The organism is Marinobacter sp. G11 (genome assembly GCF_021282325.1).
Lineage (GTDB): Bacteria > Pseudomonadota > Gammaproteobacteria > Pseudomonadales > Oleiphilaceae > Marinobacter > Marinobacter vinifirmus.
Genome location: NZ_JAJSPB010000010.1, coordinates 40,480 through 52,084, shown reverse-complemented (window position 1 = coordinate 52,084; position 11,605 = coordinate 40,480). Strand labels below are relative to the sequence as shown.

The window sequence follows — 11,605 nt, the reverse complement described above, 5'->3', positions numbered from 1 at the left end:
AACAGGAACCACCATGAACCACAAAGGCCCCGCCACCCGCATCATCCACAACCGCCGCCACAAGGATCAGTTCGGCAGCCCCTACTCGCCGGTGTACAACACCACCACCTACCGGTTCGAGAACACCGCCGCGTTGCTGGATGTGATTGAAGGGCGCAGCGAAGGCAACCTGTACACCCGCTGGGGCACCAACCCGAGCATCCGGGAACTGGAGCAAGGGCTGGCCGGGCTGGAGCGGGCAGAAGCGGCGCTGGCGTTTGGCTCGGGCATGGCAGCAATCTCTGCCACCTTGCTGGCCCACGGCCGCAAGGGCATTGTCTGTGTGGGGGACCTTTACGGCGGCACCCAGGAGCTGCTGAAAAATCACTGCATGGCCCTGGGCATTCCGGTCACCTTCCTGTTCCGTGAAGAACAGAACCGGCTGGCCGACGAGCTGGGCGAACCGGGCAAGCTGGTGTATTTCGAAACCCCGGCCAACCCGAACATGGCCATTCTGGACATTCACGCCATCGCAGAAACCGCCCACCAACACGGCGCCCTGGTGGCGGTAGACAACACCTTCGCCAGCCCAATCAACCAGCAACCGCTGGTACTGGGGGCAGATCTGGTACTGCACAGCGCCACCAAATACCTGAGCGGCCACAGCGACATCACCGCCGGCGCCCTGATGACCTCAGTCGAACTGGCCAAACCGGTAGCCGCCTGGCGCAAAAACCTGGGCCAGCTGATCGCCCCGGAAACCGCCGCCCTGCTCTCCCGCAGCCTCCGAACCCTGCCGGTGCGAATCCGCCAGCACAACGAAAACGCCATGGCGGTAGCTGAGGCCATGGAACAGCACCCGAAAATCACCAAGGTCCACTACCCCGGCCTGCCCTCCTTCGAAGGCCACGACCTGGCCCAACAGCAGATGACCGGCTTCGGCGGCATGCTCAGCATTGAAGTGGAAGGCGGCCAGCAAGCAGCCGAAAAGGTGGCAGATTCCCTGAAAATCTTCCTGCTCGCCACCAGCCTGGGCGGCGTCGAAAGCCTGGTCAGCCAACCCAGCGCCACCAGCCACCACGGCCTGAGTCGAGAAGAACGCCTCAAACGCGGCATCGGCGATGGCATGCTGCGCCTATCCGTAGGTCTGGAAGACGCCGAAGACCTGATCGCCGACCTCAACCAGGCCCTTTCCTGATGCGGGGTCAGACCCCCGATAAATTATCCTCCAGAGCGGATTTTTATCGGCGGGTCAGACCCGCCACCGATCACCGGCTAACCAAAAAATCCGCCAACCGGCGCGTCATAAACCCCGGCAACAACTTGTTGGTGAACCACAACCCCCGGGCCCGCCAGCCCGGGATCACCATAAAGCGCCGGGCATCAATGCCCTTTCGAATCTGCCGCACCGCATAATCCAGCGGCAGCGTACCCGCCATCAGTTTCAGGGCTTCCGTTTGCTTCGGCCGGTTCAGCCGCTCCGCTTCCACCATCGGCGTTTCCACCTCTGGCGGGCACACCACGGTTACATCAATGCCCTTCTGCGCCAGCTCAATCCGCAACACCTCCGCCAGCCCAACCACCCCGTATTTCGAAGCGCAGTAAGCCGCATACCCGTAACAGCCCACCAGCCCGGCCATGGAGGCAATCAGCACCAACTGCGAGCCAGATTTCAGATGCGGCAACGCACCCGCCACCACATTGCGGGTGCCAACCAGGTTAATGTTGATCACCCGGGCGTAGGTGTCGTCATCAATGGCCTCGAAATCCGCCGCCACGCAAATGCCGGCGCAGTGAATCATTACATCCGGCTGTGCATCCCTTGCGGCCTCTGCAAGCACCTCCCGCACCTGCTCCGGCCGGGTGACATCCACCACAAACGCCCGCACCTTGTGCGCCCCGGCAAGCGCCGAAAGCTCCGCCACCGCCTGCTCCGCCGGCTGCACATCAAACAAAGTCACCGCTGCGCCCGTGCGCAAATAACTCCGCGCCAGCTGCAACCCGATACCACTGGCCCCGCCGGTAATAAAAACCTGTCGACTCATAAAACCCACACTCCGCTCATTGAACTTGTTATTCCGGTAAACTTACCAACCCACCCCGCCACAAACCTTGGCCCAACCGACACACTGCGGGGGTCAGACCCCCGATACATTTGGCCACACGAAATGTACTGGGGGTCTGACCCCGAATTGGTTGCATTCGGCGAAAATGAAACTAATATGATTCTATTATAATATTTTGAAACTTATACGTTGCCAGAAAGGACCCATGAGCAAAGTCCACGAACAGTTGAAAGATCGCCGCAAATCTCTTGAACTGCGCCAGCAGGATATGGAGATGCGCATCGGCATGCCTCGCCAGCAGTATCAGCGGCTTGAGTCTGGGGGTAATTCACGACTAGAAACCCTTGAACTAGTAGCCAAAGGACTGAAGATGCGAGTTATGCTAATACCAGAAGAGAAAGCGAGGGCTGTTGCGGCTTTTCTGGAAGGCAAGGCAGAACTAATCCCCAACTCCAACCCCATCGCAGACAACCCCTGGCAAGGCCTGTTAGACGAAGACGACTGATGTCGCAACACTGGCAAAACCTACACCCAGACTTCCGGATCGACTAAAAATCAACCAACGGGGTCAGACCCCCGATACATTCCAACACTGGCAAAACCTACACCCAGACTTCCGGATCGACTAAAAATCAACCAGCGGGGTCAGACCCCCGATACATTCAGCCACACGAAATGTACTGGGGGTCTGACCCCGAATTGGAGGAGAGAGTATGAGTAACGCACTGACAGCCCTGTTTAACGTCGAGAAGCCCATCATTCAGGCGCCGATGGCGGGGGTTCAGGATTATCGGCTGGCGGCGGCGGTTTCGAATGCCGGCGGGCTCGGGTCTTTGCCTTGTGCGATGCTGGGGGCGGAGGCTTTGCGGGAGGAGCTTAAGGCGTTGAATGAAGCCACCCAGCAGCCCTACAACCTGAACTTTTTTGCGCACACTCCGCCCGAGCCCAACGAGCAACAAGAAGCCAACTGGCAGCAGGCGCTAGCGCCCTATTACAAGGAGTTCGGCATCGATCCTGCCAGCATCACAGCCGGCCCGGGGCGTATGCCGTTTAATGAAGAGTCCGCAGCGATTGTGGAAGAGTTTCGCCCCGCCGTGGTGAGTTTTCACTTTGGCCTGCCGAAGCCGGAACTTCTGGAGCGCGTCAAAAAAGCCGGTGCGAAGGTGCTGTCCACTGCCACCACCGTAGACGAAGCCCTCTGGCTGGAACAGCACGGCGCCGATGCCATCATCGCCCAGGGCCTGGAAGCCGGCGGGCACCGGGGCATTTTCCTCAACACGGACATGACCACCCAGATGGGCACGTTCGCCCTGCTGCCGCAGATTGTGGCTGCAGTGAAGATTCCGGTCATCGCTGCCGGCGGCATTGCCACGGCCGCAGGTGTGCGGGCAGCCCTGGACCTGGGCGCCGTGGCTGCACAAATCGGCACCGCGTTCATGCTCTGCCCGGAAGCCACCACCAAGCCCCTGCATCGCGAGGCCCTGAAAAGCCCGGCGGCGCGGCATACGGCCATCACCAACCTGTTCTCCGGCGGCCCGGCGCGGGGCATTGTTAACCGGGTAATGCGGGAACTGGGTCCGGTTTGCGATCAGGCACCGGCGTTTCCCCTGGCAACGAATGCCATTGCACCGCTGCGGGCAGCCGGGGAAGCGGCTGGCACCGGGGATTTCTCACCGTTGTGGTCCGGGCAGAATGCCAGCGGTTGTCAGGAGGTACCGGCGGGAGTGTTGGTAGAAGAACTGGCAGGCTAATGAACGGGGTCAGACCCCCGGTACATTTCACCACTCGAAATGTACCGGGGGTCTGACCCCGCCTTATCAAACGGTGCGGATTCGCACCGGGAGGCCCTGGCGCACGGCGGCGCCGGAGACGTTTTCCAGCCAGGTGGCAACCTGGTCTGTGCGGGTGGGGTCGGCGAAGCCGAGGTCGTTGATGTTTACGCCGGCACCCAGGTAGGGGTTGCCGGGGCGTTCTTCGCCATCGATCACGTGGCCGGCGGCACCGAGTTCGCGGTGGCCGTAGCCGTGTTCGATGCCGATAGCGCCTTCGTGCACGCCGTCACCCACCAGCGCCAGTGCCAGCACCTTGCCGCCCGGGCTTTCGATGCTGATGGTGTCGCCGTGTTGCACACCAAACTTCTCGGCATCTTTGCGGTTGATCAGCACCGGGTTGTAGGGCTTGATCATACGCAGGCGCTCAAGGCCGATGGCGTAGGAGTTCATCAGGTTGCTCTTGAACGAGAACGCCAGCAGCGGCCATTCGTTTTCCGGGAAGTGCTCCCGCATCAGCGAGCCATCCCAGAAGCGCGGCGGATGGTACATGGGGGTACCGGTCAGGCGCTTGCCAGTGTAGCTGTCGATGGCTGTGCCCACATCTTCATTGTAGACACACAGCGGGCGGCTCCAGGCGTGGCCCAGATTGTCACCGTCGTAGGCCTTTTCCATGGTCTCGAACCGGCCACCGCGGGAATACAGGTGCGCCACCGGGCCCACTTCGTCTTCCGCCACGGTAGACTTGATACGATCCATCAGCGGCTCAATACCGCCAGCCACAATGTCCTCCTCGCTGGGCGCAGACAGCGGCTTGCCGGTCATCGCAATGTTCGCCGCCGCCCGCAGATAGAAGTCTTCAGCGCGGTTGAGCGGATGCATAGTGCCGTCGGCACCGGCAATCACCCCATCACCAAAGCCCGGCAGGTTCAGCTTTTTACCCAGCTCAATGAAGAAGCTATCCAGGCTTACTGGCTCGCCACCGGCGGTTTTCACCTGGCGAGGCTCCACCACCGGCCAGCAGGCGGTCGTCATCTTGGTGAGCGTGCCGCTCCAGGCACCGGTAAAGCCCCACACTTCATACATCACCGAATCCGGCACAATGTAGTCGGCAAAGCGGTTGGTTTCGTTGATGAAACCATCCACCGCCACAAACAGGCCGATGTTCTTCGGGTCTTTCAGCTTCTCTTCGATGACGGAAGTCAGGCCAGCCTGGCCATACAGCGGGTTGGCCATGGCACCGATCATCGCCTTGATGCGGTACGGATAGCCATCCAGGCCAGACATCAAATGCTCGGTCAGAATCGGCGGCGCCAGCTTGCGCCATGGGCCTTCAGCCGGGTACGGAGACTGGCCACTGGCCACCTTGCGCTTGTACTCGGAAGACTTCTCGTACGGGAACCGTGAACGGCTCAGGAAAATACCCTTGGGGCCGACCTTGCCGGGGAAATCTGCCAGGTCGTACCGGGGGCCTTTACCCACACCATTGAAGGAGCCACCGCCCTTGGCCACACCACCTTTATGGTTAAAGCTGCCCGCCAGCACGTTCAGCATGTTCACGCTGAAAGAGGCGTAGAAGCCCGCACCAGACATCATGCCACCGTGGGCATCGGCGGCGGACTGCCGGCCATGGCTGGCAAACTTCTTCGCCAGCCGGCGGATGATTTCCGCATCAATACCGCAGATATCGGCGTACTCTTCAATGCTGTACTTCTGCGCTTCTGCACGCAGCTTGAACAGGGAGCTGCGCACCACAACCGGGCCGTTGCCGGTTTCTACGGTACGCTCCACAAACAGCTCGGCACTGCTGGCCACTTCGGAGCTTGCCAGCTCGCCATTGGCATCCACCACCACAGGCACATCGTCTGCAGCGCCCTCAGTGGCGCGGCCGATATCGCTCATACGCAGGAAGTAACCCGCCCGCGGGTGGGCCTCGTCTTCAATCACCAGGTGCGTGGCGTTGGAGTGGCCTTTTTCACCGGCCGCCTGAGCCGCCGCATTACCCGGAATGGCCAGGTAATCCTTAGCGTAGCCATCGTTCTCCAGCATCCAGCGCATCAGGCCCATGGTCAGCGCGGGGTCTGTGCCCGGCAGAATGGAAATCCAGTTATTGCGCTCGCCCGCCGCGTGAGACGCAGCCGCAGTCAAAGCCGGGTCGACCACCACGTATTCCAGGTCACCCGTGGTACGGGCCTGGGCCAGCAAACGGCCCTGGCGCTTGAACGGGTTACCGGCCTGGCTGGGTGCAGTGCCAATGAACAGCGCGAATTTGGTGTTGGCGAAATCCGGCTTAACGTGGGCGTTCTTGGCGAGGTCGTTCATCACCGCGCCGGAACCCATACGGAACGCCAGGCCACAGTAGGCACCGTGGTGGCCATAGTTACGGGTACCAAAGGCATTGAAAGCAAAGCGCTTCAGCAGCGCAGAGCGGCCATAATCGGTGGCTTCCATTACCATCAGCTGGTTGGCCTTGGGGCCGTATTCCGGGTTTTCCGGGTCCAGCGGAGTTTCGAGATCGCGAATGGCACGCAGGCCCTCTACTTCACCTTCGCCGAACAGGTCGCCGCCTTCCACAATTTCATCCAGCAGCTGCTCGAACGGGACAGATTCCCACTGGTTGCTGCCCCGCGGCCCTACCCGCTTCAGGCAGGTGAGTACACGCTGGTCGCTGGTGAGCTGGGCCATGGCAGCGTTGCCACGGGCACAGGCGGTAGAACGGTTCAGCTGGCCCTGGTCCTTGAAGTTACTCATCTGGCGGAACGCATCCATTACCGGCGTGTTCTCGTCCAGGTGCTCGTCAGAAGACAGCGGGTGGTAAGGGTTACCAGACACCCGCAGAACCTTGCCCTGCTCTTTATCAATCCGCACCCGCACGCCACACTTGGTGGTGCAGCCATAGCACACGGTGAAGGCAATGCGCTGGTCCGGGTTCAGTGTTACCTCACCGGTGGTGGGGTCTACGGAATACTCCGGCGCCAGGCTGTTGGCGTGCAGCCGGTCGTTAGTCTGTTTGCCAGAGGTGCCGTTCACCAGGCCCTTGGCCATTTTTTCCAGCGGGTCGTAGTAGCCCGCCGCGAAGGTAGCAGCACCACCAGCGGCCGCTGCTCCTTTCAGAAAATTACGACGATTCTTGTCCATAACTATGCTCCGCCCTTAATCAGTGGCTGCCAGCCTGGAGGCCTTTCTTCCAGGGCACCAGGATGTCGATAATCAGTAACGCTGCCAGCCACAACCCGAAGGTGCCGACAATTCCAAGCAAGCCACTGGAGCCTGCCTCAACGGCGTATTGGTAATAACCTGCGGTGTTCTTGGCCACGGTTTGCACTTCCATCAGCACCATCCAGCGGAAGGTCCAGCCGATGTGTACCGCCAGCAGGCCGGCAATCCAGGCACGGGTCATCCAGCCCGGGCGGCGCAGCATGGCGATGGTGGCCAGGGTCAGCACAATGCCTACCGCCAGGCCGTAAATAGCCACCAGGCGCCACTCCGCGTTGCCCTGCAAAGACTCAAACGCAGCCTCAACAGACGGGCTGAAACCGGTAATGCCTTCAGATACCCAAAGCGCCGCCACAATCGCCGCAAGCGCCATGCTCACAAAGATCACTTTCAGACCTTGCCGGTTGATCTCTTCATCGTTACCGGTCATCAAGCGGTTGATCAGAACCACCAGCCCAGAAGCCGCCACCAGGCCAGTCAGCACAAACATCACCGGCAGCCAGTTGGTGTGCCACAGCGGGCGGGATTTCAGAATGGCGACTTCCGCCCCGGTGTACAGCATGATGCCGAAGGCAAACGCCAGGGCACCCAGGCCCGCCAGCACCAGCATCCAGCGTGGTGCCTGCCAGCTACCCATGCTGATCCAGCCAGACAGCTTGCCAATCCAGCCGGGCTCCTGTGCCTGCTCCTGCATGGCCGGGCGCCACGCCAGCCAGGCATAGGCCAGCACCATCACCAGGTACAGCGGCAGCAACAAACTACCGATAGACATCCAGGACTGGGTGTTCAGATTGGCGTAGAAGTGCCAAAAGCGAAGCGGCTGGTGCAAATCAGCCAGCAGTGCCACCGGGCCTACCAGGGTGCAGGTAACCGTTACCAGCAACGCCACCTTCGCCAGCGGCTGATAGTTCTTGTTACCGAAAATCAGCCCAGGCACCGTCAGCAACAGCGCCGAGTAAGAGACCGCAATCATGAAAAAGTACTGCACCGCCCAAGGGTACCAGGCAATGCCATAGCGAGGGGTAAGAACCTCAATGGCCATCGAATTCATAACCGATCTCCTCACCTTCCTGAGTACGCACATCCCAAATGGCCGGCTTGGCCTGTGGGCGAGACATAAACCGCTCTTCCATGCCCAGATAGAACACATGGGGCGATGTTCCCATCTCCGGCTTCAGCACCATCAGGTCTTCATAGTGCTCTTTCATCATGCGGCTGATCTGACTGTCCGGATCGTTCAGGTCGCCAATGATCCGCGCGCCGCCCACACAGGACTCCACACAGGCCGGCAGCAGGCCTACGTCCAGGCGGTGCGCACAAAAAGTGCACTTGTCGGCTGTCTGGGTGTGTTCGTTAATGAAGCGGGCATCGTACGGGCAGGCCTGCACACAATAGGCACAGCCCACGCACACATCGTTATCCACCACCACAATGCCGTCCTGGCGCTGGAAGGTGGCTTCTACCGGGCAAACCGGCACACAAGGCGGGTTGTCGCAGTGGTTACACAGGCGCGGCAGCATGAACGTAGCAATGTCGCCGGTTTCCTCATGCTCCACCTCGTACTGGGAAACAATCGTACGGAAACTGCCCAGCGGCGCCTCGTTCTCGATATGGCAAGACACCGTACAGGCCTGGCAGCCAATACACGCCCGCAAGTCAATCAGCATGGCGTAGCGCTTGGAGGGATCACCTTCACGGCGCGGGGGTTGATCGTTAATACCGGCAGAAGCAATGCTGCTCAAAGGAACCAGCGCTGCTCCGGCGGTCAGCTTTGCGATCTGCCCGAGCAAGGCCCGGCGGATTTTGTCCATGGAATCACCTGTATGATGAGTCGGTTGCTATCTAGGTTGGACAGTAGCAAAGCAGGCTTGCGGGAATTTGATATCGGTCAGTTTGTGGGACGGGTCTACAATTTGTTACGGGCAAGTACTTACCAGAAGGGAGGGGTCGTACCCCCGGTGGGGGTACGACCCCTTTGTAGCCTGCGTGTTACTGGAGGAGTTCTTTCAGGGGCACGGGGCGGGAGAAGTAGAAGCCCTGCAGCAAGTCGCAGCCGTGGGCGCGCAGGTATTCGTATTGGGCTTCGGTTTCCACACCCTCGGCAACCACTTCCAGGCCCAGGTGGTGGGTCATGGTGATCACGCCTTTCACAATGGCGGCGTTGTGGCGGCTGGTGTCGATATCGTTGATGAAACTGCGGTCTATCTTCACCTTGTTGATGGGCAAGTCCCGCAGGTAACTGAGGCTGGAGAAGCCGGTGCCGAAATCGTCGATAGCCACCTTCACGCCCAGGTTACGCAGTGCCTGAACCTGTTCCAGGGCCTTTTCCGCCGCGCTCATTAACACGCCTTCGGTGACTTCCAGCTCCAGGCAAGACGGGCTCAAGCCGCTGTCTTCCAGCACACCCTGAATTTCACTGAAAAAGCTGGACCGACGAAAATGCACCGGTGAAATGTTCACAGCCAAAGTAATGGGCCTGCCCAGGCGCTCAACAATCTGCTTCATATCGTGGCAGGCCTGGCGCAGCACGCACCGGCCGATGTCGATAATCTGCCCGGTTGCTTCCGCCACCGGAATAAACAGCCCCGGCGGCACCAGGCCGCGTTCCGGATGCTGCCAGCGCACCAGCGCCTCTACCCCGCGAATCTCGGTGGTGGCGGCATCTACCAGCGGCTGGTAATGCACCACAAACTGATCACCCTCGATCGCCTCCAGCAGTTCCCGGCGAATGGCCACATGCTCGCGAATGGAACTATCTTGCTCGCCAGCGTACCACTCCCAGGTATTTCGCCCCTGGTTCTTGGCCTCGCGCACCGCAGTATGGGCGTGGGCCATCAGCACGCAATTGCCCTCACAGCCATCGGAGCCAGACGCAATCCCGATGCTGACACTGATATGCACCGTGTGCTCGCCCACCACAAACGGCCGGGACAACAACGCAAGCACCGTATCTGCTGTCTTCAGAGGCAACTCATCGGTGTACTCGCTACGCGTGCCCAGCAGAATGCCAAACTCATCGCCACCAAGGCGCGCCAGAAACGCTTCTTTCGGTAACTCTGCCCGCAATCGCCCGGCCACCGCCTGCAACAGTTGGTCGCCCACCGTGTGGCCCAGGCCTTCGTTAATGGTGGTAAAGCCGTCCAGGTTCACCAGCAAACCCACCAGCCGGTCGCCATTCGAACAGCAATGCTCGTTCAGCAACGCCTCAAAACTGGTGCGGTTGGGCAAGCGGGTTAGCGGATCGTGGGTTTCCTGAAAACGCAGTTCAGACAGCGTGTTTTCATGCTGGTACAGTAACCTGCGATAACGCTGCTCGTGATCCTGCAGCGCTTTTCTGTCGCGCTCCCGGGCGGTCGCCAACGCCAACAGGCCAGACGCCCGGTACATCAACACCAGGTCATCACTTGCCGGTTCAGAAGGATAGCGGCCATACACCGCAAAGGTGCCCAACAGATCATTGCCCGGGGTAAGCACCGGCACAGACCAGCAAGACTTCAGCCCCTCGGCCCGGGCCAGGTGGGCGAAGGGCGCCCAGTCCGGCTCGTGCTCTATATTCGGGGTAATAACAACTTCGCGGGTGAAAGCTGTTTTTCCGCAACTGGCCACATTCGGGCCGATCACAACCCGCTGCATGGCCTGGCGGTAGGTTTCAGACACGCCCTGCCCTGCAACCAGGCTAAGGGTGTTGTCGGAGGGGTCGTACAGCATGAAAGACACCACGCACTCCGGCATCTGGCGCGCGACCATGTCGGTAATGGCGCCCAGGATTTCCTCGAACGGGACCTGGTGGGCAATCATGTCCTGAATTTTTTGCTGGTCTGCCAGCTCGGCCATTCTGCGCTTCATAGTGAATCCGTTCGGGCAACGTCCATATGTGTTTCACTATAGCCGAAATGCCGACAATTCCTACCGATTGTCATCAGGAAGAAATGTTTTTGCTAACCATCTCGGACGGCGCGCTGAGCAGACCGGCCTGGTCCTGCGCCTGCACCGTAAAATACCAGGTGCCCGGCTTAAGGCCGGTGATGGTGTAAGACGGGTAACTTTGCGAATCTTCGGCCGCAGCGTCTGGAACAACAACCTGTTCAGTAAGGTTGTCTTTGTCCTGGCCATAGCGGATAACGTAGCTTTCCAACTCACTCAGCGACAAGCCAGAACCGTCCTCACGACTGCGGGGTGCGGTCCAGCTGAGTACCGCCTTGCGCTCAGAAACCGACTCGCTGCCCACAGCAGACTCCTGCCCCGATGGCACAGAAGAGCCGCCCGCCTGGGAGTCGCCCACTTCATCACCAGAGCCACCGCCACCACAACCGGCCAGCAGCACACCAAACAAGACAACAATCAGGTACAGGGGGAATTTCTGCAAAAAATTGGGCATAGGAAACAACACCGCAGAGGGAGAAATTTTGCAGAATTTTAAATTGTTAGCGGCGGGGAGACTGTGACAAAAACGCGTTTGTTTGTGACGGTAGGTTAACTGGACAACTACATAGCTAGCGTAGCAACGGGCCGCACAGGGCGGCCCGCTATCGCATCAGGCAGCTTTCTTCAGCTTTTTCTTCAGCGACTTGATCT

At 59.9% G+C, this 11,605-nt stretch carries 9 protein-coding genes; 3 read left to right on the top strand and 6 right to left on the bottom strand.

Features of this window, described 5'->3' with window-relative positions; genetic code table 11:
- Positions 1–13: 13 nt before the first annotated feature.
- The gene (locus tag LWH94_RS08620; RefSeq protein ID WP_232901910.1) at positions 14–1,177 is read left to right on the top strand and encodes a trans-sulfuration enzyme family protein; all 1,164 of its coding nucleotides are present in this window, start codon (positions 14–16) and stop codon (positions 1,175–1,177) included.
- A gap of 70 nt (positions 1,178–1,247) precedes the next feature.
- Here LWH94_RS08620 and LWH94_RS08615 read toward each other — a convergent pair whose 3' ends face one another.
- Positions 1,248–2,024: an SDR family oxidoreductase gene (locus LWH94_RS08615; protein ID WP_232901909.1), complete on the bottom strand. Its 777-nt coding sequence runs from the start codon at positions 2,022–2,024 to the stop codon at positions 1,248–1,250.
- 226 nt (positions 2,025–2,250) lie between these two features.
- On the opposite strand from LWH94_RS08615, the gene LWH94_RS08610 reads away from it, so the two are divergent.
- Both LWH94_RS08610 and LWH94_RS08605 read left to right on the top strand, forming a co-directional pair.
- Positions 2,251–2,550, top strand: coding sequence for a helix-turn-helix domain-containing protein (locus LWH94_RS08610; protein ID WP_022988103.1), 300 nt, complete (start codon positions 2,251–2,253; stop codon positions 2,548–2,550).
- A gap of 208 nt (positions 2,551–2,758) precedes the next feature.
- Positions 2,759–3,796, top strand: coding sequence for an NAD(P)H-dependent flavin oxidoreductase (locus LWH94_RS08605; RefSeq protein WP_232901908.1), 1,038 nt, complete (start codon positions 2,759–2,761; stop codon positions 3,794–3,796).
- Positions 3,797–3,862: 66 nt separating this feature from the next.
- Here LWH94_RS08605 and LWH94_RS08600 read toward each other — a convergent pair whose 3' ends face one another.
- From LWH94_RS08600 to LWH94_RS08580, 5 genes are all read right to left on the bottom strand, one after another.
- Positions 3,863–6,952 (bottom strand): molybdopterin-dependent oxidoreductase, encoded by a 3,090-nt coding sequence (locus LWH94_RS08600; protein ID WP_232901907.1) that lies wholly within the window; start codon positions 6,950–6,952, stop codon positions 3,863–3,865.
- Between the two features lie 19 nt (positions 6,953–6,971).
- The gene (gene nrfD, locus LWH94_RS08595; protein ID WP_232901906.1) at positions 6,972–8,081 is read right to left on the bottom strand and encodes an NrfD/PsrC family molybdoenzyme membrane anchor subunit; all 1,110 of its coding nucleotides are present in this window, start codon (positions 8,079–8,081) and stop codon (positions 6,972–6,974) included.
- Positions 8,062–8,841 carry a sulfate reduction electron transfer complex DsrMKJOP subunit DsrO gene (gene dsrO / locus LWH94_RS08590; protein WP_232901905.1) on the bottom strand — a complete coding sequence of 260 codons (780 nt, stop codon included), beginning with the start codon at positions 8,839–8,841 and terminating at the stop codon, positions 8,062–8,064. Before dsrO ends, nrfD begins: the two co-directional genes overlap by 20 nt.
- A 178-nt stretch (positions 8,842–9,019) precedes the next feature.
- A complete protein-coding gene (locus LWH94_RS08585; protein WP_232901904.1) occupies positions 9,020–10,876 on the bottom strand; it encodes a bifunctional diguanylate cyclase/phosphodiesterase in 1,857 nt (618 codons plus the stop codon).
- 73 nt (positions 10,877–10,949) lie between these two features.
- Positions 10,950–11,408 carry a fibronectin type III domain-containing protein gene (locus tag LWH94_RS08580; RefSeq protein WP_232901903.1) on the bottom strand — a complete coding sequence of 153 codons (459 nt, stop codon included), beginning with the start codon at positions 11,406–11,408 and terminating at the stop codon, positions 10,950–10,952.
- Between the last annotated feature and the right edge of the window lie 197 nt (positions 11,409–11,605).

Bases quoted from the DNA above. Each gene is read 5' to 3' on its own strand.
- LWH94_RS08585 (WP_232901904.1), bottom strand. From the start codon at position 10,876: ATGAAGCGCAGAATGGCCGAGCTGGCAGACCAGCAAAAAATTCAGGAC.
- LWH94_RS08610 (WP_022988103.1), top strand. From the start codon at position 2,251: ATGAGCAAAGTCCACGAACAGTTGAAAGATCGCCGCAAATCTCTTGAA.
- dsrO (WP_232901905.1), bottom strand. From the start codon at position 8,841: ATGGACAAAATCCGCCGGGCCTTGCTCGGGCAGATCGCAAAGCTGACC.
- LWH94_RS08615 (WP_232901909.1), bottom strand. From the start codon at position 2,024: ATGAGTCGACAGGTTTTTATTACCGGCGGGGCCAGTGGTATCGGGTTG.
- LWH94_RS08620 (WP_232901910.1), top strand. From the start codon at position 14: ATGAACCACAAAGGCCCCGCCACCCGCATCATCCACAACCGCCGCCAC.
- nrfD (WP_232901906.1), bottom strand. From the start codon at position 8,081: ATGAATTCGATGGCCATTGAGGTTCTTACCCCTCGCTATGGCATTGCC.
- LWH94_RS08600 (WP_232901907.1), bottom strand. From the start codon at position 6,952: ATGGACAAGAATCGTCGTAATTTTCTGAAAGGAGCAGCGGCCGCTGGT.
- LWH94_RS08605 (WP_232901908.1), top strand. From the start codon at position 2,759: ATGAGTAACGCACTGACAGCCCTGTTTAACGTCGAGAAGCCCATCATT.
- LWH94_RS08580 (WP_232901903.1), bottom strand. From the start codon at position 11,408: ATGCCCAATTTTTTGCAGAAATTCCCCCTGTACCTGATTGTTGTCTTG.